Annotated in this window: 18 protein-coding genes and 1 pseudogene; 15 read left to right on the top strand and 4 right to left on the bottom strand. The window is 60.7% G+C overall.

Going from position 1 to position 24540, the window contains the following annotated elements; genetic code table 11:
• Positions 1-117 precede the first annotated feature (117 nt).
• Positions 118-558: a YkgJ family cysteine cluster protein gene (locus tag ACM6I5_RS07500; protein WP_027922155.1), complete on the bottom strand. Its 441-nt coding sequence runs from the start codon at positions 556-558 to the stop codon at positions 118-120.
• Between the two features lie 259 nt (positions 559-817).
• Between ACM6I5_RS07500 and ACM6I5_RS07495 the strand changes: the two genes are divergently transcribed.
• The 5 genes from ACM6I5_RS07495 (at position 818) to ACM6I5_RS07475 (ending at position 10281) form a co-directional block, all read left to right on the top strand.
• Positions 818-3268: a glycogen/starch/alpha-glucan phosphorylase gene (locus ACM6I5_RS07495; RefSeq protein WP_017336072.1), complete on the top strand. Its 2451-nt coding sequence runs from the start codon at positions 818-820 to the stop codon at positions 3266-3268.
• A gap of 185 nt (positions 3269-3453) precedes the next feature.
• Entirely contained in the window at positions 3454-7056 is a 3603-nt protein-coding gene (locus ACM6I5_RS07490) for a DUF2339 domain-containing protein (protein WP_414883479.1), read from the top strand.
• Entirely contained in the window at positions 7053-8426 is a 1374-nt protein-coding gene (locus ACM6I5_RS07485) for a DUF3999 domain-containing protein (RefSeq protein ID WP_017336074.1), read from the top strand. The genes ACM6I5_RS07490 and ACM6I5_RS07485 overlap by 4 nt, the downstream gene beginning before the upstream one ends.
• Before the next feature lie 238 nt (positions 8427-8664).
• Positions 8665-9675, top strand: coding sequence for a class 1 fructose-bisphosphatase (locus tag ACM6I5_RS07480; protein ID WP_017336075.1), 1011 nt, complete (start codon positions 8665-8667; stop codon positions 9673-9675).
• Positions 9676-9678: 3 nt separating this feature from the next.
• Complete coding sequence (locus ACM6I5_RS07475; protein ID WP_017336076.1) at positions 9679-10281, top strand: DUF924 family protein; 603 nt, start codon at positions 9679-9681, stop codon at positions 10279-10281.
• A gap of 116 nt (positions 10282-10397) precedes the next feature.
• Here the strand turns inward: ACM6I5_RS07475 and ACM6I5_RS07470 are convergent, their stop codons facing one another.
• Both ACM6I5_RS07470 and ACM6I5_RS07465 read right to left on the bottom strand, forming a co-directional pair.
• Positions 10398-11162, bottom strand: coding sequence for a methyl-accepting chemotaxis protein (locus tag ACM6I5_RS07470; RefSeq protein WP_371927683.1), 765 nt, complete (start codon positions 11160-11162; stop codon positions 10398-10400).
• A gap of 93 nt (positions 11163-11255) precedes the next feature.
• Positions 11256-12278: pseudogene (locus ACM6I5_RS07465) on the bottom strand (cache domain-containing protein); the annotation flags it as partial.
• Positions 12279-12572: 294 nt separating this feature from the next.
• Between ACM6I5_RS07465 and ACM6I5_RS07460 the strand changes: the two are divergent.
• Positions 12573-12827, top strand: a complete 255-nt coding sequence (locus ACM6I5_RS07460) for a hypothetical protein (RefSeq protein WP_007907841.1) — start codon at positions 12573-12575, stop codon at positions 12825-12827.
• A gap of 31 nt (positions 12828-12858) precedes the next feature.
• Complete coding sequence (locus tag ACM6I5_RS07455; RefSeq protein ID WP_017336078.1) at positions 12859-13428, top strand: lipocalin family protein; 570 nt, start codon at positions 12859-12861, stop codon at positions 13426-13428.
• 119 nt (positions 13429-13547) lie between these two features.
• Here ACM6I5_RS07455 and ACM6I5_RS07450 read toward each other — a convergent pair whose 3' ends face one another.
• A complete protein-coding gene (locus tag ACM6I5_RS07450; protein WP_414883478.1) occupies positions 13548-14912 on the bottom strand; it encodes a formimidoylglutamate deiminase in 1365 nt (454 codons plus the stop codon).
• Between the two features lie 146 nt (positions 14913-15058).
• Here ACM6I5_RS07450 and hutC point away from each other — a divergent pair, with 146 nt between their 5' ends.
• From hutC to hutH, 8 genes are all read left to right on the top strand, one after another.
• Complete coding sequence (gene hutC, locus ACM6I5_RS07445; RefSeq protein ID WP_174602685.1) at positions 15059-15769, top strand: histidine utilization repressor; 711 nt, start codon at positions 15059-15061, stop codon at positions 15767-15769.
• The gene (locus ACM6I5_RS07440; protein ID WP_414879922.1) at positions 15766-16335 is read left to right on the top strand and encodes a HutD family protein; all 570 of its coding nucleotides are present in this window, start codon (positions 15766-15768) and stop codon (positions 16333-16335) included. The genes hutC and ACM6I5_RS07440 overlap by 4 nt, the downstream gene beginning before the upstream one ends.
• Before the next feature lie 521 nt (positions 16336-16856).
• Positions 16857-18539 carry a urocanate hydratase gene (gene hutU / locus ACM6I5_RS07435; protein ID WP_017336082.1) on the top strand — a complete coding sequence of 561 codons (1683 nt, stop codon included), beginning with the start codon at positions 16857-16859 and terminating at the stop codon, positions 18537-18539.
• 57 nt (positions 18540-18596) lie between these two features.
• On the top strand, positions 18597-20069 hold the full coding sequence (locus tag ACM6I5_RS07430; RefSeq protein ID WP_414883477.1) for a purine-cytosine permease family protein: 1473 nt from the start codon (positions 18597-18599) through the stop codon (positions 20067-20069).
• Between the two features lie 68 nt (positions 20070-20137).
• The gene (locus ACM6I5_RS07425) at positions 20138-21106 is read left to right on the top strand and encodes an ABC transporter substrate-binding protein (protein ID WP_017336084.1); all 969 of its coding nucleotides are present in this window, start codon (positions 20138-20140) and stop codon (positions 21104-21106) included.
• A gap of 70 nt (positions 21107-21176) precedes the next feature.
• Positions 21177-22028, top strand: coding sequence for an ABC transporter permease (locus ACM6I5_RS07420; protein ID WP_017336085.1), 852 nt, complete (start codon positions 21177-21179; stop codon positions 22026-22028).
• On the top strand, positions 22025-22855 hold the full coding sequence (locus ACM6I5_RS07415; RefSeq protein WP_414883476.1) for a quaternary amine ABC transporter ATP-binding protein: 831 nt from the start codon (positions 22025-22027) through the stop codon (positions 22853-22855). Before ACM6I5_RS07420 ends, ACM6I5_RS07415 begins: the two co-directional genes overlap by 4 nt.
• Before the next feature lie 154 nt (positions 22856-23009).
• Positions 23010-24533 (top strand): histidine ammonia-lyase, encoded by a 1524-nt coding sequence (gene hutH, locus ACM6I5_RS07410; RefSeq protein ID WP_414883475.1) that lies wholly within the window; start codon positions 23010-23012, stop codon positions 24531-24533.
• Positions 24534-24540 lie beyond the last annotated feature (7 nt).

Below are 24540 nucleotides of genomic sequence, written 5' to 3'. Positions count from 1 at the left end.
CGAGCTTGCTCGCGCTGGGCTGCGTAGCGGCCCCAGAGTTTTGCAGCTAGCTGATTTTCTGAGTGCTATGCACTCAAGCGGGAGCAAGCTCCCTCGCCACAGTTCACAGGCTGAGGATCAAAATTTTTCGAGGGTACGACGGCTACTGCTGGTCTCGCGCGCCACTTCCTTTGGCTTGTAAGCGCAATACCCCGGCCGCGGTCCGATTTTCGGGTGATTGCGGCAAGTATCCGGGCGCTTTTCATAAATAGTGCACAGACGGCTCTTACGATCCAGGTACAGGCAATCGTTATTGCTCATGCGCTGGAGGGTGAAGATCTCGGTTTTCTGGCTGTAGCGCTCGACGATCCCTTCCTTCTGCAACCGCTTGGCGATGTTCTTCGCCGGTTCGCCGCGCTCGAACTCGTCGACGATACCGATGCGGATCAGATCCTTGATCTTGACCTCGACCGGCAGGGTGCAGCAGCTGGATACACACGAGCCGCACATCGGCGCAGAATATTTGGCCCAGGTATCGAGACGATCGATTTCTGCGGCGGCGATCAGGTTGGGCTTCATCATCAGTTGTTACCAGCGTGTGTATCAGGGCGCGCGATCATACCGGGACTGGTGGATTTTTGAACAACCTTTCGCCAGATTTTTTCTTGGTCGTGAAATAAACACCGTTAATCCGGCACGGCCCCTGCATTGATTCAGGCACACGACAATGTAATGCCGGCCTATCTCGCACTAACAGGAAAAACTGCCGAACCAGAGCCCACGCCGTCTGTCTGACCGTCTAGGCTCAACTACTTCACGCTCGCTCGAGGTCTTATCGATGACTCAAGAACCACTTGTTCGCGAAGCAGAGGTGGCCGCATTTCGCGACGCCGTCTTGACCAAACTCACCTACGCGGTGGGTAAAGACCCGGATCACGCCTTCGACCACGACTGGTTCGAAGCCATTGCGCTGGCCGCGCGCGATCACATGGTCGAGCACTGGATGGATCACACCCGGCAGATCTACCGCAAAGGTCAGAAGCGGGTTTACTACCTCTCCCTGGAATTTCTCATCGGCCGGCTGCTCTACGACAGCCTGAGCAACCTCGGCCTGCTGGACGTTGCCCGCGAGGCCATGACCGAACTCGGCGTCGACATCGAGCGCATCCGCCTGCTGGAGCCTGATGCGGCCCTGGGTAACGGTGGCCTCGGTCGTCTGGCGGCGTGCTTCATGGAAAGTATGTCGACCCTCGGCATCGCCGGCCACGGCTACGGCATTCGGTATGAACACGGCTTGTTCCGTCAGGCGATTGTCGATGGCTGGCAGCAGGAACAGACCGAGCATTGGCTGGATTTCGGTAACCCATGGGAATTCGAGCGCCCCGAAGTCGTTTACCCGATCGGCTTTGGCGGCAGCGTTGAAACCGTCACCGACGACAGCGGCAAATCCAGGCAAGTCTGGTCCCCGGCTGAAACCGTGCGCGCCATTGCGTATGACACCCCGGTGGTCGGCTGGCGCGGGGCGAGCGTCAACACGCTGCGCTTGTGGCGTGCCCGTGCGATGGAAGATTTGCACCTTGAGCGCTTCAATGCCGGCGACCACTTGGGCGCGGTCGCGGAAGTGGCCCGGGCGGAAAGTATTTCCCGCGTGCTCTACCCGGCGGACAGTACCGAAGCCGGCCAGGAGCTGCGCCTGCGTCAGGAATACTTTTTTGTCGCGGCGTCTCTCCAGGATTTGCTGCGCCGCCATCGCAACATGCACACCTCGGTGCTGACCCTGGGCGATCACGCGGCGATCCAGCTCAACGATACTCACCCGTCCATTGCCGTTGCCGAGCTGATGCGTCAGTTGGTCGATGTCTACGACGTGGCGTGGGACGCTGCATGGCAGGTCACCGTCGACACGCTCTCGTACACCAACCACACGCTGTTGCCGGAGGCGCTGGAAACCTGGCCGGTCGGTTTGATGGAGCGGATGCTGCCGCGGCACATGCAGATCATTTATCTGATCAACGCTCAGCACATCGACTCGCTGCGGGCCAAAGGCATTCACGATTTCGACGTGCTGCGTGCAGTGTCGCTCATCGAAGAGGACAACGGACGCCGCGTGCGCATGGGCAACCTCGCGTTTCTCGGCTCCCACAGCGTCAACGGCGTGTCCGGGCTGCACACGCAGCTGATGCGCAAGACCGTGTTCTCCGAACTGCACAAGATCTACCCGGAACGGATCAACAACAAAACCAACGGGATCACCTTCCGCCGCTGGCTGTATCAGGCCAACTCGGAGTTGACCTCGATGCTGGTCGACGCCCTCGGCCCTGATCTTCTGGATAACCCGGAAGAGCGCTTGCTCGATCTGGAACCCTTCGCTGAAAAAGCCGCGTTCCGCAAAGCGTTCGCCGAGCAGCGCCTGCACAGCAAGAAAGCCCTGGCGTACATCATTCATGAGCGGCTTGGGGTCGCGGTCAACCCGGCAGCGATGTTCGACGTGCAGGTCAAGCGGATCCACGAATACAAACGCCAGTTGCTCAACCTGCTGCACACCGTCGCGCTGTACCAGGCGATCCGCGCCGAGCCGGAAATCGACTGGGTGCCACGGGTGAAGATCTTCGCCGGCAAGGCCGCCGCCAGTTATCACCAGGCCAAGCTGATCATCAAACTCACCAACGACATCGCCCGGGTGGTGAACAACGACCCGACCGTGCGCGGTTTGCTCAAAGTGGTGTTCCTGCCCAACTACAACGTCAGCCTGGCGGAGAGCATCATTCCGGCGGCGGATTTGTCGGAGCAGATTTCCACCGCAGGTTTTGAAGCCTCGGGCACCAGTAACATGAAGTTCGGCCTCAACGGCGCGCTGACCATCGGCACCCTGGACGGCGCCAACGTGGAAATGTGCGAACGCATCGGCGCCGAGCACATGTTCATCTTCGGCCTCAGCGCGCAGCAGGTTGAAGCTCGCAAGCAGAACCACGAGTTCAGCGCGGTGCCGGACATTGCCGCGTCGCATCGACTGAATGACGTGCTGCAAGCGATTCGCGGCGGAGTGTTTTCGCCGGACGATCCGTCCCGCTACACCGGCTTGATCGATTCGCTGATTGACTACGACCGCTTCCTGGTCTGCGCCGATTTCGATTCCTACTGGGAGGCGCAGATGCGTGTGGAAGCCCATTGGCACGATTCGAACCAATGGTGGCGTTCAGCGGTGTTGAACACGTCCCGGATGGGCTGGTTCTCCTCTGACCGGACTATTCGCGAGTACGCCACGGATATCTGGAAGGCATTGGAGTAAGTCTTCAATCGGCTCGATATACTGGCGCGCCGGAAAAGATCGCAGCCTTCGGCAGCTCCTACAGTCGGCGTTCACCTAACATTGGGTGAACGCGGTCGGTTTAGGAGCTGCCGAAGGCTGCGATCTTTGCTGTACGGGCTGCGCTAATCTTCTCGGATTGGCCACTGCGCTTAGGGATATCGACCATGCAATGGATGTTCATGCTGATTGGGCTGGTGCTGGGCTGGATACTCGACGAGTCGTTCAGCGACGCGCTGTTGGGCGCGTTGCTCGGGTTGGGGATCGGCCAAGCCGTTCGCATCGGTCGTTTGGGCACACAAGCGGCGGAACAGCGCCTTCTGCTGGAACAGGCGCAAGTAGCGCTGCATGCGGTCCAGCAGCGCCTGGCCTTGCTGGAGGTGTCTGGCGTCAAGACACCCGAAGCCAGCGAGCCGGTTGCCGAGGAACCGGTTGCCAGCGACCCCGGCCCCTCTCCTGTATTCATTCTCGAAGAAATCCCGGTCTCGGCTCCGGAGATGGTCTGGGAGCTTCCCCCCGAATTCGAACCGATCACCGCGACGGCGACGCAAGCCAGTCGTCCCTTGCCCGACGATGTCTGGAAAGCCGAGCCAGTCGCCCGCGAGCCGCAGCAACCCGTCGCTCCGCGCGGCCCAAATTTCATCGAACGGGCCATCAGCAGCGCACGCAACTGGCTGTTCGGAGGCAACACCGTGCTGCGGGTCGGCGTGGTGCTGTTGTTCCTCGGTCTGGCGTTTCTGCTGCGTTATGCCACCGAAGGCATGGTGGTGCCGATTGAGCTGCGTTACGCCGGTGTGGCAGTGGCGGCGTTGGGCCTGCTCGGTCTGGGCTGGTGGCTGCGTCATCGCAACAATCACTATGCGTTGATGCTGCAAGGCACCGGGATTGCCGTGTTGTACCTGACGGTGTTTGCGGCCATGCGTTTGCATCCATTGCTCGATCCGACGGCGGCGCTTGGGTTGCTGGTAGTGGTAACGGTGTTCTCGGCCATTCTGGCCATCACTCAGGACTCGCTGGCATTGGCCTGCGCCGCAGCGCTGGGTGGTTTCGCCGCGCCGATCCTGACGTCTACCGGCGCCGGCAACCACGTCGCGCTGTTCAGCTACTTCGCCTTGCTCAATGCCGGCATCCTCGCCATCGCCTGGTTCAAGGCCTGGCGGCTGCTCAACCTGATCGGCTTCGTCGGCACCTTCGGCATCGGTTTCGCCTGGGGCCTGCGCTCCTACACGCCGGAATTGCTGTGGAGCACCGAACCGTTTCTGATTCTGTTTTTCCTGATGTACCTGGCCATCGGCCTGCTGTTCACACGGCGCAAGTTGCTGGAAATGAGCGACGCGCCCGAGGACGACAGCCGTGAGGCACTGCTGCGCTGGTCGGCGCGTAAAGGTGATTACGTCGACGGCACAATGCTGTTCGGCCCGCCCCTGGTGGGTTTCGGCTTGCAGTTCGCGCTGGTGCAGCACCTGGAATTCGCCGCCGCTTTCAGCGCCCTCGCGCTGGGCATGATCTACATGGGACTTGCGCGTCTGCTGATGGGAGGACGGGCGCTGCTGCTGGCGGAAACCTGTCTGGCGCTGGGCGTGATCTTCGCCAGCCTGGCGATTCCATTGGGCCTCGATGCGCGTTGGACCTCCGCCGCCTGGGCCGTTGAAGGCGCCGGGATTTTCTGGCTCGGCCTGCGCCAGCAACGACCACTGGCCCGTGCATTTGCCTTGCTGCTGCAACTGGGGTCGGCGCTGGCGTTTCTCAGCGAGTTGCGGATCGGCGAAAGCAGCCTGCTCGACGGCGCGCCGCTGGGCGCGTTGATGCTCGGTGTGGCGTTGCTGTTCAGCTTCTACCAATTGCGCAACGCCTTGCCCGAGCAAACGTCGGAGTGGGAGCGCAAAAGCTTGCCGGTGTTGGCGTGCCTCGGCCTGACCTTTCTCTATCTGCTGGCGCCGCTGTTTTTCTTCACCCACGGTACGGCGATCAGTTGGGCGCTGGCCGGTCTGGCGACATTGTTTGTCGGCCTGCGCCTGCAATCGCGCGCCTTCCTGTTTACCGCGTTTGCCGTGCAGTTGCTGGGGGGCGCGTTGTTCCTGTTGCGACTGCAAGGCGCAAGCGGTGAGTCCGGCGCGGTGTTCAGTGCAGGCTGGAGCGGCTTGCTCAGCGCGTCCCTGATCGGTCTGGCGTTGATCGCCGGCATGCTGCTGGCAGCGCGAGACGACATGGTGCGTAGCGACGTTCGGCTGTTGCGCGGTTTGTCGGTGGTGTTGCTGGCCGGTCTGGTGCTGATCAATCTGGCGGTGCTGTTCGTGCTGCCATGGCAAACCGCGAGCGCGGTGTGGGCGGCCAGTGGTTTGTTTATCATCTGGCTGAGCCTGTATCTGAAGCAGCGCGTAAGTTTTGTCTTCGGCCTGCTGCTGCAGGTGATTGGCGGCACGGCGTTTCTGTTAGCAGGGCCGGATCTGCTCGGGCCGCTGGCCAGCGAAGGATTGAAACCGCTGGCGCACAGCGGTTTCTGGACGCCGCTGGTGTTGGGATTGGCCGCATTGGTTGGCGCCTGGCGCTTGCAGCTCGGCAACCATGCTTCGGCGTTTGACGCGTTGAGTTTGCAGCGCTTGTCCGAAGTGCTGCTGGTGTGGGGCGCGGGATGGTGGGCGCTGGCATGGATCAGTGATGTGCTGCGGTTTGCGCCGGTGAATCTTCAAGCGACGTTGCTGCTGACGGTCGCTGCGGTGAGTGTGGCGGTGTGGGCCGTGTTGGCGTTGCGCCTGAAATGGCCGTCGCTGGGCTTGGTCAGCACCTTGCTGATACCGGCCGCGGGTGTGGTGTTGCTCGCCGCTTGGCACTCGCGTTATCACCCGGCGGCGGATTTCGGTTGGCTGGCCTGGGCGGCGGTGTTTGTCGTGCATTTCATCTCGCTGCGGCGTCTGGCACCGATGCTGCCGGCGCGTGCCTTGAGCACTGCTCATGTGCTCGGCTGCTGGCTGTTGATCGGGGTGCTGGCGCTGGAATTGCGCTACGGCCTGCTGTTGTTGTCCGAGCAGTACAACGCCTGGCGCTGGTTGGGTTGGGCGATACTGCCGAGCCTGTATCTGGTGCTGATGGCTGCGCCACGCAACGGGCCTTGGCCAGTGTCGGCATACGCGCGTGAATACCGCTTGTACGCGGCAGCACCTCTGGCGGTGCTGATGCTCGGCTGGTTCTGGCTGGCGAACATCGTCAGCGACGGTACGGCCGAACCGTTGCCTTACGTACCGCTGATCAATCCGCTGGAATTGGGCCTGCTGTTTGCGCTGTTCGGGGTTTATGTCTGGGCGCGCAGCGCGGTGACGCGACTGGCGATCCGCAAGGACACCTTCGATCACGCCACACAACTGATCGCCGGCGTTTCACTGTTTGCGTTCTTCACCGCGCTGGTGAACCGCACGGCTCATCATTGGGGCGGCGTCCCGTTCGAGCTGGATCTGCTGCTCGCGTCCATGCAGGTGCAGGCCGGTCTGTCGATCGTCTGGACCTTGATGGCCCTGAGTCTGATGATCGGCGGCCATCTACGACATCGTCGTGAAGTCTGGCTGATTGGCGCGGCGTTGATCGGCGTCGTGGTCGCGAAACTGTTCTTTGTCGAATTGAGTAACCGTGGCGGGCTGGCGCGGATCGTCTCGTTTATCGGTGTGGGTGTGTTGCTGTTGGTGGTGGGCTATCTCGCTCCGTTGCCACCCAAGCGTGCCGACGCCGCGCCGGAACCTGAAAACCCGGCCCCGCAAACCGAAGGAGTGTCATCTTGAGTTCGAAGCTGAACCTGGTCTGGTTGGGCGTTGTTGCCATGGGTATGGCGCTGTCGGCCGGCGCGCAGGAAAAACCGGTGGATTTCGCCACGCAAGTGCCGTTGACCGTGAGTGGCGAGGGGCCGTGGTATCGCCTCGAATTACCCTTGGCCGTGCAATTGAACGCGCGGCAGACCGACCTGAGCGACGTGCGCGTGTTCAATGCGGCAGGCGAAGCTCAGGCCTATGCCTTGGCGCGGGAAACCGCGAAAACCAGCGAAAACCGTACCCTGACCGATGTGAAGTGGTTCCCGCTGTACAACTCCGCGGACGACACCGAGCGTGCGCCGAGTGTGCGGGTGCAATCGAGCGCCAATGGCACGCTGGTCGAAGTGCAGCCGTCGAGTCAGCTGGAGGTGGGCGAAGAAGTGCTGCGTGGCTGGTTGCTCGACGCCAGCGGCATCAAGGCACCGCTGCAGCAGTTGATCCTCGACTGGACCAGCGAGCGCGACGGCTTCCAGCGTTTCAGTATCGAAGCCAGCGACGACTTGCAGCATTGGCAGTCGTGGGGTGACGGGCAGGTGGCGCGGCTGACGTTTGCCGACGAGCGGGTCGAGCAGCATGAAGTCGGTTTGCCGGGTCAATCAGCGCGCTACCTGCGTTTGTTGTGGAGCACGCCGCAGTCGGCGCCGACGCTGACGTCGGCGCAACTGGAAAGCGCCAGCACCCGCAGCCTGCCGCTGCCGTTGGTCTGGTCGCAAGCGTTGGCCGGCAGCAGCGTGAAGGCCGGGGAATACACCTGGCAATTGCCGATGGGGCTGAATGTCGAGCGCTTGCAGGTCGAGTTGAGTCAGCCGAACAGCCTGGCGCCGGTGACCTTGTCCGGTCGTCGGGACAGCAGTCTGCCGTGGCAGCCGTTGAGCAGCGGTTTGCTTTATCGCCTGACCCAGAGTGGCCAGGACGTGGTGCAGAACGAGTTGCAGCTGTCGGGGCAAACGGTTCAGCAGTTGAAGCTGACGGTGGACGAGCGGGGCGGTGGCTTGGGTGCCGAAGCGCCAACGGTGAAGTTTGCCGTGCGCTCGACGCAATTGGTGTTCCTGGCGCGCGGTGCCGGGCCTTATACGCTGGCGCTGGGCAGCGCGACGGTGAAGGCGGCGAACCTGCCGTTGTCGACGCTGATTCCGGATTACAGCGCGGCCAAGTGGGCGGCGTTGGGCAGGGCGACAGTGGATAGCGGGGCGGTGGCGACACCGACATCGACAGCCACCTCGACTTCGCAGGTTGGGACCCACTGGAAGAAGTTCGGGTTGTGGGGGGTGTTGTTGCTGAGCGTTCTGTTCTTGGCGGCGATGGCGTTCAGCTTGTTGCGCAAACCCCCGGTCAAACCTTGAAGGCGGGTGCTGCGCACCCGATCGCCAGCAGGCTGGCTCCCACAGTTAATTGCATTCCCCTGTGGGAGCCAGCCTGCTGGCGATAGCGGTTTGCCTGACGGTAAAGATGCCCGTTTCGAACTACGCTGAACCCGGCACATGAACTCTATTGGGTGTTCCACGTCTGATAGGAGGAAATGCGCCCCGACTCGCGTTAAACTGCGCGGGTTTTTAGCCCCCCATTCCACCGGAGCCTTCCATGTCCCGCGTTACCCTGAGTCGCTATTTGATTGAGCAGACCCGTAGCAACAACACCCCTGCCGATCTGCGTTTCCTGATCGAAGTGGTGGCGCGCGCCTGTAAAGAAATCAGCCACGCCGTCTCCAAAGGCGCCCTGGGTGGTGTTCTGGGCAGCATGGGCACCGAAAACGTCCAAGGTGAAGTGCAGAAGAAGCTTGATGTGATGTCCAACGACATCCTGCTCGAAGCCAACGAATGGGGCGGTCACCTGGCCGGCATGGCATCCGAAGAAATGGACAATGCCTACCAGATCCCGGGCAAATACCCGAAAGGCGCCTACCTGCTGGTGTTTGACCCGCTGGACGGTTCGTCGAACATCGACATCAATGCGCCGGTCGGTACGATCTTCTCGGTGCTGCGTTGCCCGAACGAATACCTGACCCAGAACGAGCCTTTGAACGAAAAGGCCTTCCTGCAGCCAGGCACTCAGCAGGTTGCCGCCGGTTACGCGATTTACGGTCCACAGACCATGCTGGTTCTGACCCTGGGCAATGGCGTCAAAGGCTTCACCCTGGATCGTGAAATGGGCAGCTTCGTACTGACCCATGAAGACATCACGATCCCGGAGTCCACCCAGGAGTTCGCGATCAATGCGTCCAATCAGCGTCACTGGGAAGCGCCGGTACAACGCTACGTCGGCGAATTGCTGGCCGGCGACGAAGGCCCGCTGAAAAAGAACTACAACATGCGCTGGGTCGCCGCGATGGTTGCCGACGTGCACCGCATCCTGACCCGTGGCGGCTTGTTCATGTACCCACGCGACAGCCGCGAGCCGTCGAAGCCGGGCAAACTGCGTCTGATGTACGAAGCCAACCCGATGTCGTTCCTGGTTGAACAAGCCGGCGGCGCCTCCACCGATGGTCACCAGCGCATCCTCGACATTCTGCCGGACGGCTTGCACCAGCGCGTAGCGGTGTTCCTCGGTTCGAAAGAAGAAGTCGCACGCATCACGGCTTACCACAAGGAATAAACCATGACCGCGCCCTGGCAGCCGTTGCTCGAATGGTGGTTCGGAAACGCCGAATCACCGATCGAAACAGCGGCAGAGAAGGGTAAGTTATGGTTCGGCAAGCGCGACAGCCAGGACCTCGAAGCGCAGACGCGTTTCGGGGACTGGGTCGAGCAGGCACTGGCCGGCGGATTGACTGACTGGGCGCAACGCCCCGACGGTTGGCTGGCCCTGGTGCTGCTGCTCGATCAACTTCCGCGAATGATCTTTCGCGACACTCCCAAATCCTTTGCAGGCGATCCCAGGGCGCAGGCTCTCGTAGCGCAAGGCATTGCTGCGGATTTCGATCGACAGTTGCGGCCGATTCAGCGGGTGTTTATCTACCTGGTGTTTGAGCATTGCGAGAATCTGGCGGTGCAGAATGAAGCGGTCTCGCGCTATATCGACCTTGTGGCACAGCACCCGGAGGCCGAGCGGAAACTTTTTACCGACTATCTGAACTATGCCGAGAAGCATCAGCAGGTGATTGCGCGGTTTGGGCGGTTTCCACACAGGAATGCGGTATTGGGAAGGGAATCGACGGCTGAGGAGTTGGCGTTTCTTTCGGGGCCAGGGTCTCGGTTTTAGATTTCCATTTCTGCTGATACCGTCATCGCCAGCAGGCTGGCTCCCGCAGGAGTTTGTGATCGACACAAACCTATTGTGGGAGCAAGCCTGCTGGCGATGAGGCCAGTAAGAGCGCCTCAGATTCTGAAACTGCCCACCAACTGCTTCAACCGCGCCGCCTGCTGCTCAAGATCAGAACACGCGCGCAACGTCGCCTGCAGGTTCTCCACACCCTCCTGATTCAGCGTGTTGATCTCGGTGATGTCGACGTTGATCGATTCCACCACGGCGGTCTGCTCTTCGGTCGCCGTCGCCACGGACTGGTTCATCCCGTCGATCTCGCCGATCCGCTGGGTCACGCTGCCCAGACGCTCGCCCGCCTGGTTGGCGATGCCCACGCTGCTTTCGCTCTGGCGCTGGCTGTCGGTCATGGTGCTCACCGCTTCGCGGGCGCCGACTTGCAGTTCCTCGATCATCTTCTGCACTTGCTGCGCCGAATCCTGGGTGCGGTGGGCGAGGTTGCGCACTTCATCGGCGACCACGGCAAAACCGCGACCGGCTTCACCGGCCCGTGCCGCTTCGATGGCGGCGTTCAATGCCAGCAGGTTGGTCTGCTGCGAGATGCTGGTGATCACTTCCAGAATCTGCCCGATGTTCACCGTGTTGCTGTTGAGCGTCTCGATGTTGCCGCAGGAATCGCTGATCTTCGCCGAGAGCTGTTGCATCGCCGCGATGGTTTTATCCACCACCTGCTGACCGTCTTCGGCCAGGGCGCGCGCGTCGCTGGAGTGCTGCGAGGCGAGGGCGGCGTTCTGGGCGATTTCCTGGGCGGCGGCGCCCAGTTCGTTGATCGCCGCGGCCACGCTGCTGGTGCGCGAAGCTTGCTGGTCGGAGTTGAACATCGACGAGTTGGACGCGGCGACGACCCGCAGTGCGACTTCGTTGACCTGGCCGGTGGCCGAGGACACTTCGCGGATCGAGGTGTGAATACGCTCGACAAAGCGGTTGAACGAAGTGCCCAGCGCACCGAATTCGTCATGGCCGTGAATGATCAGGCGTTTGGTCAGGTCACCTTCGCCTTCGGCGATGTCATGCATGGCGCGGCCCATGGTCAGCAGCGGCTGCATCAGGAAACTGATCAGCATGCCCAGCAACGCGATGATGATCACTACGGCGATGACCATGGCGATGATCGCCGAGGTGCGGAATTCGCTGATCATCGAGAACGCGGTGTCCTGATCCAGCACCAGCGCCACGTACCAGTTTGCCGACGGCACACCGTTGACGTGAGTGAAGGAAATGAACTGGCGCTTGCCGTCGATCTCGACTTCTTTCAGGCCCGGACTGACTTGCGGGGCACCGTTCGGGTAGGCGTCGGCCAGATTCTTGAGGACCAGTTTGCTGTCCGGGTGAATCAGGATCTTGCCGTCGGCGCTGACGATAAACGCATGACCGTGACCGCCGAAGTTCAGCGAGTTGATGATCGCGCTGACGCTGGACAGGTCAATATCGGCGCCGGCGACGCCGATCATCTGGCCCTGGCGCTGTACCGGCGTGGCGACGGTGATCACCAGTTTGCCGGAGGACGCCGCGATGTAGGGTTCGGTGACGATGGTCTGTTGCGCGCTGTTGGCTGCCTTGTACCAGCCGCGTGCGCGAGGGTCGTAGTCCGCGGCACGATTGCCGGCCGGAACCGAAAACATCACACCGTCGGTGCCACCAAAGTAGCTCAGCTGGAAGTTGCTGGTGTAGGCGGGCAGGTCGATGACCCGCTTGAGGCTGGTCAGGGCACTGCCATCCACCACGATCTGCTGGGACAGCGACTGCAGCAACTGAATGCGGCTTTCCAGCCAGGTCTGGATGTTGCTGGTGGTCAGGCTGCCGAGTTCCTGCATCGACGATTCGGTACTGCTGCGCAGGGTCTGCCGCTGGCGGTAGTCGTTGAAAAGGATGAAACAAGCGAATGCGACGGCCACTACGAGGGCAGCAGCCAGCAGAATCTTGTGGCTGAATTTCATGTTTCTGGTCATTAAATGAGCTACCGCGGAGGGGCTGGTCAACAAGGGGCGCCAATTTGCCACAGGAGCGGGCTTTGCGCTGCATTTATGTCGACTCGCCGGCGCCAAAGATTAGGCGACTTTTGCCAAAACCGATGAAATGCTCAACGGCGAAAGAAAGTGGCTGATTTTTCGGCAAAAGGCAGACGAGCGGCCCAACAAATAGGCGCTCGGTCAGGGAACCAGACAGGGCTTTTCTCTTCTAAGCTTCAGCTTGGCAGCCATGCCATTCCCCTTCGCCCCAGGAGCTACACCATGTCGCTGCGTTCCATCGCTTTGCTTTCGTTCTGCGTGTTGCTGGCCGCATGCGGCAAGATCAATCAGGAAAATTATTCGAAGCTGTCGACAGGCATGCCCAAGGCCGAGGTGGAAACCTTGTTGGGCAAACCCACCGACTGCTCGGGCGCGCTCGGCATGTCCAGTTGCACCTGGGGCGACAAGAACAGCTTTATCAGCGTGCAGTACGCCGGTGACAAAGTGTTGATGTTTTCCGGCCAAGGCCTGAAGTAATCCGGGGCGATGCGCCCGCGGGAGAAAAACAATGAAACGGTTATTGATCCTCCTTTTTGCCGGCCTGGTATTGGCCGGCTGCGCCACTTCTGGCGAAGATCCATTGGCGCCGAAAACCGTCGCCAGCGTCAATTTGAAGAAGTACCAAGGGACCTGGTACGAGTTGGCGCGTCTGCCGATGTATTTTCAGCGCAACTGTGCGCAATCCGAAGCCCATTACACGCTCAAGCCGGACGGTAACGTGCTGGTGTTGAACCGTTGTCTGACGGCGGATTGGCAATGGGAAGAGGCCAAAGGCACGGCTTATCCACAGGTGCCGGGCAAGACCGACAAGTTGTGGGTCGAGTTCGACAACTGGTTCTCGCGATTGCTGCCGGGTGTGGCGAAGGGGCAATACTGGGTGTTGTACGTCAGCGATGACTACAAGACCGCCATTGTCGGCGACCCGAGCCGCCGGTATCTGTGGCTGTTGTCACGGACCCCGACGGTCAACGGCGTAGTGCGCGAAGAGCTGCTGAGCAAGGCGCGTCAGCAGGGATATGACACCACTCGGTTGATCTGGCGTGCGACGGATACGCAGATGGCCAAGACCTCGAACTGACGGCTAGTAAAGAACAGATGTGGGAGCGAGCCTGCTCGCGATAGCGGAGTATCAGTCAACACTTCTGTTGAATTTGATCGCCCTGTCGCGAGCAGGCTCGCTCCCACATTTCATTTGTGTCAGCCCAGGAGGTCGCGCAGGACTTGGGTAAACGCGCGGTTACTTTCTTCTTCTGCTGCATGACGCCCGTCACGCACCACCCACTGGCCATTGACCAGCACATCGCGCACCTGGCAATCGCCGCCGGCAAACAACCAACGATTAAGGATCCCGTCACCGCTGGCCGTTGCCAGGTACGGATCGTTGCCGTCCAGCACCAGCCAATCCGCACGTTTACCAACTTCCAGTGCACCGATCGGCTGCCCCAGCGCCTGCGCGCCGCCATCCAGCGCAGCGTCATATAGCGTGCGGCCAACCATCGGCTGATCCGCGCCATACAGCCGATTACGCCGCTGATCGCGCAGGCGCTGGCCGTATTCCAGCCAACGCAACTCTTCCACAACGCTCAATGACACATGGCTGTCGGAACCGATGCCCATGCGCCCGCCCTGGGCGAGGAAATCCACGGCCGGGAAAATCCCGTCGCCGAGGTTGGCTTCGGTGGTCAGGCACAGACCGGCGATGGCGCGACTCTTGGCCATCAGCGCGACTTCTTCCGGGTTGGCGTGAGTCGCGTGCACCAGGCACCAGCGCTGATCGACATCGGTGTTTTCGTACAGCCATTGCAGGGGGCGACGACCGCTCCAGCTCAGGCAGTCATCGACTTCCTTCTGCTGTTCGGCGATGTGAATGTGCACCGGAGACTGCTTGTCGCTGGCCGCCAGTACTTCGCTGATTTGCTGTGGGGTGACCGCGCGCAATGAGTGGAAACACAGACCCAGCGATTGCGCCGGTTGCTGCGCCAGGATCGGCTGCAAGCGCGACTGCAGCTTCAGGTAATTTTCAGTGCTGTTGATAAAGCGACGCTGGCCATCGTTCGGCGTCTGGCCACCGAAACCGGAATGGCTGTAGAGCACCGGCAGCAAGGTCAAGCCGATACCGGCGGAACTGGCCGCCTGGCTGATGCGCAGCGCCAGTTCGGCCGGATCTGCGTAAGGCTGGCCGTTGGTGTCGTGATGCACATAATGAAATTCCGCGACCGAGGTGTAACCGGCCTTGAGCATTTCGATGTACAGCTGACGAGCAATGACGCCGAGTTGATCCGGGCTGATTTTTCCGACGAGGCGATACATCAAGTCGCGCCAGGTCCAGAAACTGTCGTTCGGATTACCGGCCACTTCCGCCAGCCCTGCCATGGCCCGCTGGAAGGCGTGGGAGTGCAGATTCGGCATGCCCGGCAGCAGTGGACCGCTTAGCCGTTCGGCGTCATCTGCGTTGGAATTGGCCTGGACATGGGTCAAAACGCCGTCGGCGCTGACCTCAAGACGTACATTGTTGGCCCATCCACTAGGCAGCAGCGCGCGTTCGGCAAAGAAGGCGGACATGGTTCAGCACCCCATCGTGTGTTATTTGTATATACATATACAGACGTTTGCCTGCTCGGTAAACTCCGGCAAGCTAGCAACCCTCACCAAATGAACAAGGATTTACCGTGCCGACTCCGCCTACAGTGTCACCGTTGGCCGCGAACATGGGCGACAGTCCGGCGCCCTTGTACGCTCGCGTCAAACAAATGATCACCCAGCAGATCGACAGTGGAAACTGGCCGCCGCACTACCGCGTTCCGTCGGAAAGCGAGTTGGTCAGCCAACTCGGGTTCAGTCGCATGACCATCAACCGCGCGCTGCGCGAGATGACCGCCGACGGCCTGTTGGTGCGTATGCAGGGCGTCGGCACGTTCGTCGCCGAGCCGAAAAGCCAGTCTGCGCTGTTTGAAGTGCACAACATCGCCGACGAAATCGCCTCCCGTGGCCATCGCCATACATGCCAGGTGATCACGCTTGAAGAAGAGGCCGCCGGTTCCGAGCGCGCCCTGGCCCTGGACATGCGTGAAGGCCAAAAGGTCTTCCACTCGCTGATCGTGCATTTCGAAAACGACATTCCGGTGCAAATCGAAGACCGTTTCGTCAACGCGCTGGTGGCGCCGGACTACCTCAAGCAGGACTTCACCCTGCAAACGCCTTACGCCTATCTGAACCAGGTCGCGCCGCTGACTGAAGGCGAGCACGTGGTCGAGGCGATTCTGGCCGAGGCCAGCGAGTGCAAATTGCTGCAGATTGAAAAGGGCGAGCCGTGCCTGCTGATCCGTCGCCGTACCTGGTCCGGCCGTCAGCCAGTGACCGCCGCCCGTTTGATCCACCCCGGTTCCCGTCATCGTCTGGAAGGTCGGTTTCACAAATGAGTCAGGTCAAGGTTTTACGCGCTGTCGATTACCCACGCATGCCATGGAAAAATGGCGGTGGCAGTACCGAAGAAATCACCCGCGACGCGGGCACTGGCCTTGATGGTTTCGGCTGGCGCCTGTCGATTGCCGATATCGCCGAGTCGGGCGGGTTTTCGACCTTCGCCGGTTACGAGCGGATCATCACGGTGTTGCAGGGCGACGGCATGACCTTGTCGGTGGATGGCCAGGTCACGCGGCCGTTGTTACCGTTGGACCCGTATGCCTTCAGCGGCGAGAGCCAGGTGTCCTGCACGTTGCTGGGTGGTCCGATTCGCGACTTCAACCTGATTTATGCGCCGCAGCGTTACAGCGCGCGGTTGCAGTGGCTGGACGGCGAGCAGCGGTTTTTCAGCGAGGCCGGGACGGTGCTGGTGTTCAGTGTGAGCGAAGCGCTTGAGGTGACGGTCGAAAACAATGCCCAGCAATTGGGTCGTCATGATTGCCTGCAACTCGTCGGTAACACCGGCCTGCTGGACGTCTCCAGCAACGGCGCCTGCTGCGTGATCGAGCTGACTGCACACTGATCCAACTGTTTACAACATCTCTGTGGCGAGGGAGCTTGCTCCCGCTCGGCGGCGAAGCCGTCGTAAAAAGCCCGCTAGCGAAATCTATCTGACAAATCTCGGTTGAATGGTTTAAGGGCTGCTTCGCAGCCCAGCGGGAGCAAGCGCCCTCGCCACAAAAGCAATCACCTTTCCTGTTTCTCAGCGCGCACCACTTTGTTACCGAACGCCCCAGCGTGGCGCAAAACCACGCTCAAGTAACGAGCCATCATCCCTCCGCACAATCCCCCCGAAAAATTTCATCTTCCTCATAACCCTTGATCTACAGGCTTCCCAGCCTTTTCAGAATTTTTCTCGAATGCCCATCCAATAAGTTGGCCGCTTGATTGCATATGCTTGTATGTACAAGTAAAGACGTATGCGTATGAGTCGATCGAGACTCTCCGCAGCGTCCACTGATTCGCTTGTGTCGCTGTGACGCGCACAGGCTGGCTTACCCACCGCCAGGGTTGGTTTGGATTGATCGCTGAGGAGTCTTTTTCGTGACTGACATTAAACCTACTAAGTTTCGTGACGTTGAAATCCGCGCTGCCCGCGGTAACAAGCTGACCGCCAAGAGCTGGCTGACTGAAGCGCCGCTGCGCATGCTGATGAACAACCTCGACCCGGAAGTCGCCGAGAACCCTAAAGAACTGGTGGTTTACGGTGGTATCGGTCGTGCGGCGCGTAACTGGGAATGCTACGACAAGATCGTTGAAAGCCTGACCAATCTGAATGACGACGAGACCCTGCTGGTGCAATCCGGCAAGCCGGTCGGCGTGTTCAAGACTCACACTAACGCCCCGCGCGTATTGATCGCCAACTCCAACCTCGTACCGCACTGGGCGAGCTGGGAACACTTCAACGAACTCGACGCCAAAGGCCTGGCCATGTACGGCCAGATGACCGCCGGCAGCTGGATCTACATTGGCAGCCAGGGCATCGTCCAGGGGACCTACGAAACGTTCGTCGAAGCCGGTCGCCAGCACTATAACGATGACCTGAAAGGTCGTTGGGTCCTGACCGCAGGCCTGGGCGGCATGGGCGGCGCTCAACCTCTGGCTGCAACCCTGGCCGGTGCTTGCTCGCTGAACATCGAATGCCAGCAGGTCAGCATCGATTTCCGTCTGAACAGCCGTTATGTCGACGAGCAAGCCACCGACCTCGACGACGCACTGGCCCGCATCGACAAATACACCAAGGAAGGCAAGGCGATTTCCATCGCTCTGCTGGGCAACGCGGCGGAAATTCTGCCGGAACTGGTCAAGCGCGGCGTGCGCCCGGACATGGTCACCGACCAGACCAGCGCCCACGACCCGCTCAACGGTTACCTGCCGGCCGGCTGGACCTGGGAAGAGTACCGCGCTCGTGCCAAGACCGAGCCTGCAGCCGTGGTGAAAGCCGCCAAGCAATCGATGGCCGTGCACGTTAAAGCGATGCTCGAATTCCAGAAGATGGGCATTCCGACCTTCGACTACGGCAACAACATCCGTCAGATGGCCCAGGAAGAAGGCGTGGAAAACGCATTCGACTTCCCTGGCTTCGTACCGGCCTACATCCGCCCACTGTTCTGCCGTGGCATCGGTCCGTTCCGTTGGGCTGCACTGTCGGGTAACGCTGAAGACATCTACAAGACCGACGCCAAGGTCAAAGAACTGATCCCGGACGACGCCCACCTGCACAACTGGCTGGACATGGCGCGCGAGCGCATCAGCTTCCAGGGGCTGCCGGCTCGTATCTGCTGGGTTGGCCTGGGCCTGCGCGCCAAGCTTGGCCTGGCGTTCAATGAAATGGTTCGCAGCGGTGAATTGTCCGCGCCAATCGTGATCGGTCGCGACCACCTGGACTCCGGTTCGGTCGCCAGCCCGAACCGCGAAACCGAATCCATGCAGGACGGCTCCGACGCCGTGTCCGACTGGCCACTGCTCAACGCTCTGCTCAACACCGCGAGCGGCGCGACCTGGGTTTCCCTGCACCACGGCGGCGGCGTCGGCATGGGCTTCTCCCAGCACTCGGGCATGGTGATTGTCTGCGACGGTACTGACGAAGCGGCCGAGCGTATCGCTCGCGTTTTGCACAACGACCCGGCAACTGGCGTTATGCGTCACGCCGATGCGGGTTACCAGATCGCGATCGACTGCGCCAAGGAACAGGGCCTGAATCTGCCGATGATTACCGGCAAGTAATGCTCGCTCCTACAGGGAGCCCGCCAACCCACAATAACAATCCACAGAGGTTGAACCATGGCAGTTAACAACGATCGTGCAGGCAGTAAACCGTTGATCGAGAAACGCTCGATCGACTACATCCCGGAAGCGGAGAGACACGGTCGTCTGTTGAGCCAGTTCACCCTGTGGATGGGTGCCAACCTGCAAATCACCGCGATTGTCACCGGGGCCCTGGCCGTGGTGCTGGGCGGTGATGTGTTCTGGTCGTTGATCGGTTTGCTGATCGGGCAACTGCTCGGCGGTGGGGTGATGGCGCTGCATGCCGCGCAAGGGCCAAAGCTTGGCCTGCCGCAGATGATCTCCAGCCGTGTGCAGTTTGGTGTTTATGGCGCGGCCATCCCGATCGTGCTGGTCTGTTTGATGTACCTCGGTTTCACCGCAACCGGAACGGTACTTTCCGGCCAGGCGCTGGGCCAGTTGTTTGGCGTCAGTGACACCGTCGGTATCCTCATCTTCGCCAGTGTCATCGTGCTGGTCACGGTACTCGGCTATCGGGTGATCCATTGGATTGGCCGGGTTGCCAGTGTCATTGGGGTGATTGCCTTTGTTTACCTGTTCAGTCGTCTGATAAGCCAGACTGACGTTGGCGCACTCTTGCAAATCCGCCACTTCAGCTGGAGCAGCTTCCTGCTGGCGGTATCGCTCGCGGCGTCCTGGCAGATCGCCTTCGGCCCTTACGTGGCTGACTATTCTCGCTACTTGCCGAGCAAGACTTCCTCGGTGAAAACCTTTTTCGCCGCGGGTGCAGGTTCGGTCATTGGCGCACAAGTGGCGATGATCCTCGGCGTGTTTGCCGCCGCCTCGGCCAATGGGCAATTCGTCGGCCACGAAGTGGCCTACATCGTCGGTCTGGGCGGTGCCGGTACCACGGCTGCGCTGCTGTACTTCAGCATCGCGTTCGGCAAGGTCACCATCTCCACGCTGAACTCCTACGGCAGCTTCATGTGCATTGCGACCATCATCAGCGGCTTCCGTGGTGACCTGAAAGTCACGCGCTTGCAGCGTCTGCTCTTCGTGTTGGTGATCGTCGGTGCTGCGACCCTGATGGCGTTGCTCGGCCAGCACTCGTTCCTTGGTGCGTTCAAGTCCTTCATCCTGTTCCTGCTGGCGTTCTTTACGCCATGGAGCGCGATCAACCTGGTGGACTACTACTGCATCACCCGTGAGCGCTATGACGTGCCGGCGCTGTCCGATCCAAACGGTCGCTACGGTCGCTGGAACATGCTCGGTATCAGCATCTATGTGTTCGGTGTGCTGGTGCAGCTGCCGTTCATTTCCAGCAAGTTCTACACCGGTCCGCTGGTGGCAGCGCTGGGTGATGTGGATATTTCCTGGATCATCGGTCTGGTGATTCCTGCAGCCCTGTATTACGTGTGTGCGAAAAAATGGCACGGCACCGTGCCCGATCACCTGATTCTGCCGGTCGAGCAGGACAGCGTTGTACAACCTAAAACAAGCGGGGCCGGTCGCGCTGCGGCGCAGGCCTGATTGGACGTGGACAGGGCTGGATGCCTCTTGACTGCCGTAAGCCAATTCATGATTAGGAGCGTCAAACAATGAAATCGAACAAGACCCTGCTGACCACATTGCTTTCCATGGGCCTGTTGGCCAGCGCCGGCGCCACTCAGGCTGCCGGTTGGTGCGAATCGGGTAAACCGGTGAAATTCGCCGGCCTGAACTGGGAAAGCGCCATGTTGCTGACCGACGTGCTGCAAGTCGTGTTGGAGAAAGGTTACGACTGCAAGACCGATAGCCTGCCGGGCAACTCCATCACCATGGAAAACGCCCTGAGCAGCAACGACATTCAAGTGTTTGCCGAAGAATGGGTCGGCCGCAGCGAAGTCTGGAACAAGGCCGAGAAGGCCGGCAAGGTCGTCGGTGTCGGTGCGCCAGTCGTAGGCGCAGTCGAAGGCTGGTACGTGCCGCGCTACGTGATCGAAGGCGATGCCAAGCGCAAGCTGGAAGCCAAGGCGCCGGACCTGAAAAACATTGCTGACCTGGCCAAGTATTCCTCGGTGTTCAAAGACGCCGAAGAGCCTTCCAAGGGCCGTTTCTACAACTGCCCGGCCGGCTGGACCTGTGAGCTGGATAACAGCGAAATGCTGAAAAGCTACGGTCTGGAAAGCAGCTACACCAACTTCCGCCCGGGCACCGGTCCGGCGCTGGATGCCGCCGTGCTGTCGAGCTACAAGCGTGGCGAGCCGATCCTGTTCTACTACTGGTCGCCAACACCGCTGATGGGCCAGGTTGACCTGGTCAAACTCGAAGAGAAACCAGGGGTGAACAAGCAAGTGACGATCAAGGTCGGCCTCTCCAAGACCTTCCACGAGCAAGCCCCGGAACTGGTGGCCGTGCTGGAAAAGGTCAACCTGCCGATCGACCTGCTGAACCAGAACCTCGGGCGCATGGCCAAAGAGCGGATCGAGTCACCAAAACTGGCGAAAATTTTCCTCAAGGAACATCCTGAAGTCTGGCACGCATGGGTGAGCGAAGACGCAGCCAAAAAGATCGACGCGGCCTTGTAGGTTGAGCCTCTCCGACTGTCGGCAACGGCAGTCGGACGCTGAATCGCAACCCCTTGATTGAGAGTCTCTTATGTTTCCCGAAAGCTTTACCTTTTCCATCGCCGACTGGGTCAACGGTTGGGTCGATTCGCTGGTCACCAACTACGGCGACGTGTTCCGGCACATCTCCGACACCCTGTTGTGGGCCATCGTCAATCTTGAAGGGCTGCTGCGCGCGGCGCCCTGGTGGCTGATGCTGGCGATCGTGGCGGGCATTGCCTGGCACGCGACCCGCAAGGTCGTGACCACCGCCGTCATTGTCGGTCTGTTGTTCCTGGTGGGCGCGGTCGGGCTCTGGGACAAGCTGATGCAGACCCTCGCGCTGATGATGGTGGCGACGGTCATTTCGGTGCTGATCGGCATTCCGCTGGGCATTCTTTCGGCGCGCAGCAATCGCCTGCGTTCGGTGCTGATGCCGCTGCTGGACATCATGCAGACCATGCCGAGTTTCGTGTACCTGATCCCGGTGTTGATGCTGTTTGGTCTGGGCAAGGTCCCGGCGATTTTCGCCACCGTGATCTACGCTGCGCCGCCGCTGATCCGCCTGACCGATCTGGGCATCCGCCAGGTCGACGGCGAAGTGATGGAAGCGATCAACGCCTTTGGTGCCAACCGCTGGCAGCAACTGTTCGGCGTGCAACTGCCGCTGGCCCTGCCGAGCATCATGGCCGGGATCAACCAGACCACCATGATGGCCCTGTCGATGGTGGTGATTGCCTCGATGATCGGCGCCCGTGGCCTTGGCGAAGATGTGTTGGTGGGGATTCAGACCCTCAACGTCGGACGTGGCCTTGAAGCCGGTCTGGCGATCGTGATTCTGGCAGTGGTCATCGACCGCATTACTCAGGCGTATGGTCGGCCACGGCATGAGGTGAGCAAATGAACAACGAAGCCATCAGCAAAATCGAAGTCAAAAACGTCTTCAAGATTTTCGGCAACCGTTCCAAGGAAGCGCTGGGCATGATCGGCCAGGGCAAGACCAAGGATCAGGTGCTGGCCGAAACCGGCTGCGTGGTCGGCGTGAACGACCTGTCGTTGAGCATCGGTAGCGGCGAGATCTTCGTGATCATGGGCCTGTCCGGCTCCGGCAAATCGACCCTGGTGCGCCACTTCAACCGCCTGATCGACCCGACCAGCGGCGCGATCCTGGTGGATGGCGTGGACATCCTGCAATACGACATGGACGCCCTGCGCGAATTTCGCCGGCGCAAGATCAGCATGGTGTTCCAGAGCTTCGGCCTGCTGCCGCACAAGACCGTGCTGGACAACGTCGCCTACGGCCTGAAAGTGCGTGGCGAGAGCAAGCAAATGTGCTCCGAGCGCGCGCTGCACTGGATCAACACCGTGGGTCTGAAGGGCTACGAAAACAAATACCCGCACCAGCTCTCGGGCGGCATGCGTCAGCGTGTGGGCCTGGCCCGCGCACTGGCGGCGGACACCGACATCATCCTGATGGACGAAGCGTTCAGTGCGCTCGATCCGCTGATCCGCGCGGAAATGCAGGACCAGTTGCTGGAACTGCAAAAGACCCTGCACAAGACCATCGTCTTCATCACCCACGACCTCGACGAAGCCGTACGCATCGGCAACCGCATCGCAATCCTCAAGGATGGCCGCCTGATTCAGGTCGGCACGCCGCGAGAGATCCTGCATTCGCCGGCGGATGAGTATGTAGACCGGTTCGTACAGCGGCGTGCGGCGGTGGTTTAAGAGGTTTGTGGCGGGACCGCTTTTGTGGCGAGGGAGCTTGCTCCCGCTCGAGCGCGCAGCGGTCGCGAAATTTTGGGGCCGCTACGCAGCCCAGCGGGAGCAAGCTCCCTCGCCACAGGTGTCACATGTCCATGAATTTTGTATGAGGCTCCAGATGTCCCAGGCTGAAAAAATCGTTATCGCCGACGCCCCTCTGCGTTGGCAGGATGTAGTCGCCGTCGCCCGCCACGGCGCTCAGCTCGAGCTGTCGACCCAGGCCTGGGCGCGGATCGAGAACGCTCAGGCGATCGTCCAGCGCATCGTCGCCAGCGGCGAACGCGCTTACGGCGTCAACACGGGCTTGGGCGCGTTGTGCAACGTCTCTCTGAAAGACGAACAACTCAGCCAGCTGTCGCGCAACACCTTGCTCAGTCACGCTTGTGGCGTCGGCGCTCCGCTGGCCGACGACCAGACCCGGGCGATCATGTGCGCCGCGATCCGCAACTACAGTCACGGCAAGTCCGGCATTCATCGCCGGGTGGTCGAAGCGCTGCTGGCTCTGCTCAATCGCGGCATCACCCCGCAAGTGCCGTCCCAGGGCTCGGTGGGTTACCTGACCCACATGGCGCACATCGGCATTGCGCTGCTGGGCGTCGGCAATGTCAGCTATCGCGGGCAGATCGTTTCTGCGCAACAGGCCTTGGCCGAAGAAGGTCTGCAACCGGTTCAACTCGGCGCCAAAGACGGCTTGTGCCTGGTCAACGGCACGCCGTGCATGAGCGGCCTCAGCGCCCTTGCGATTGCCGATGCCACGCGCCTGCTGCAATGGGCCGACGTGATCGGCGCCATGAGCTTCGAAGCCCAGCGCGGCCAGATCGCAGCGTTCGATGCCGAAATCATCGCCCTCAAGCCGCATCCGGGCATGCAGCAGGTCGGCATCAATCTGCGGGCGCTGCTTGATGGCAGTGAAGTGATTGCGTCGAGCAAAGGTATCCGCACCCAGGATGCGCTGAGCATCCGTTCGATCCCACAGGTCCACGGTGCGGCACGGGATCAACTGGCGCACGCGATCCAACAGATCGAAACCGAACTCAATGGCTGCACCGACAACCCATTGCTGCTGGGCACGCCGGACAATTTCCGCATCATGTCCCAGGCCAACCCGCACGGTCAGTCCGTGGCCATGGCCGCTGATCTGCTGGCCATCGCCATGGCGGAAATAGGTTCCATCGCCGAGCGACGTCTCGACCGCTTGATCAACCCGCACGTCAGCGGCCTGCCGGCGTTCCTTGTGGCCAATCCGGGTGTGAACTCCGGAATGATGATCGTGCAATACGTGGCTGCTTCGCTGTGTGCGGAAAACCGTCAACTGGCGCAACCGGCGGTCCTCGACAACTACGTGACGTCCGGTCTGCAAGAAGATCACCTGAGCATGGGCACCAACGCCGCGCTGAAGCTGCATCGCGCGCTGGAAAACTGCACGCAGATCCTCGCTATCGAGTACCTGCTGGCGGCTCAGGCCTTTGAGTTCCTGAAAGAACAACGCTTCGGCGCGGGCACTGATACGGCCTGGCGTCTGCTGCGCGAGCGCGTTCCGGCCTACGACCAGGACCGATGGCTGGCACCGGATATCGCGGCGGCGGCCGGGGTTTTGAAAGATTCGAATTTGCTGCGCGAGGCTTTACCGAATCTGAACTGATTTCTAC

Source organism: Pseudomonas sp. IT-P171 (assembly GCF_949767765.1).
GTDB classification, from domain to species: Bacteria; Pseudomonadota; Gammaproteobacteria; order Pseudomonadales; family Pseudomonadaceae; genus Aquipseudomonas; species Aquipseudomonas fluorescens_B.
The sequence above is the reverse complement of the archived record's forward strand: the minus strand, read 5'-3'. Positions and strand labels throughout refer to the sequence as shown.

What these genes read in the sequence shown, in the direction of transcription:
- ACM6I5_RS07480 (WP_017336075.1), top strand. Translation starts at nt 8,665, where the DNA reads ATGTCCCGCGTTACCCTGAGTCGCTATTTGATTGAGCAGACCCGTAGC.
- hutC (WP_174602685.1), top strand. Translation starts at nt 15,059, where the DNA reads ATGGGCGACAGTCCGGCGCCCTTGTACGCTCGCGTCAAACAAATGATC.
- ACM6I5_RS07475 (WP_017336076.1), top strand. Translation starts at nt 9,679, where the DNA reads ATGACCGCGCCCTGGCAGCCGTTGCTCGAATGGTGGTTCGGAAACGCC.
- ACM6I5_RS07450 (WP_414883478.1), bottom strand. Translation starts at nt 14,912, where the DNA reads ATGTCCGCCTTCTTTGCCGAACGCGCGCTGCTGCCTAGTGGATGGGCC.
- hutH (WP_414883475.1), top strand. Translation starts at nt 23,010, where the DNA reads ATGTCCCAGGCTGAAAAAATCGTTATCGCCGACGCCCCTCTGCGTTGG.
- ACM6I5_RS07455 (WP_017336078.1), top strand. Translation starts at nt 12,859, where the DNA reads ATGAAACGGTTATTGATCCTCCTTTTTGCCGGCCTGGTATTGGCCGGC.
- ACM6I5_RS07460 (WP_007907841.1), top strand. Translation starts at nt 12,573, where the DNA reads ATGTCGCTGCGTTCCATCGCTTTGCTTTCGTTCTGCGTGTTGCTGGCC.
- ACM6I5_RS07440 (WP_414879922.1), top strand. Translation starts at nt 15,766, where the DNA reads ATGAGTCAGGTCAAGGTTTTACGCGCTGTCGATTACCCACGCATGCCA.
- ACM6I5_RS07495 (WP_017336072.1), top strand. Translation starts at nt 818, where the DNA reads ATGACTCAAGAACCACTTGTTCGCGAAGCAGAGGTGGCCGCATTTCGC.
- ACM6I5_RS07415 (WP_414883476.1), top strand. Translation starts at nt 22,025, where the DNA reads ATGAACAACGAAGCCATCAGCAAAATCGAAGTCAAAAACGTCTTCAAG.
- ACM6I5_RS07500 (WP_027922155.1), bottom strand. Translation starts at nt 558, where the DNA reads ATGAAGCCCAACCTGATCGCCGCCGCAGAAATCGATCGTCTCGATACC.
- ACM6I5_RS07420 (WP_017336085.1), top strand. Translation starts at nt 21,177, where the DNA reads ATGTTTCCCGAAAGCTTTACCTTTTCCATCGCCGACTGGGTCAACGGT.
- ACM6I5_RS07430 (WP_414883477.1), top strand. Translation starts at nt 18,597, where the DNA reads ATGGCAGTTAACAACGATCGTGCAGGCAGTAAACCGTTGATCGAGAAA.
- ACM6I5_RS07470 (WP_371927683.1), bottom strand. Translation starts at nt 11,162, where the DNA reads ATGTTCAACTCCGACCAGCAAGCTTCGCGCACCAGCAGCGTGGCCGCG.
- ACM6I5_RS07490 (WP_414883479.1), top strand. Translation starts at nt 3,454, where the DNA reads ATGCAATGGATGTTCATGCTGATTGGGCTGGTGCTGGGCTGGATACTC.
- ACM6I5_RS07425 (WP_017336084.1), top strand. Translation starts at nt 20,138, where the DNA reads ATGAAATCGAACAAGACCCTGCTGACCACATTGCTTTCCATGGGCCTG.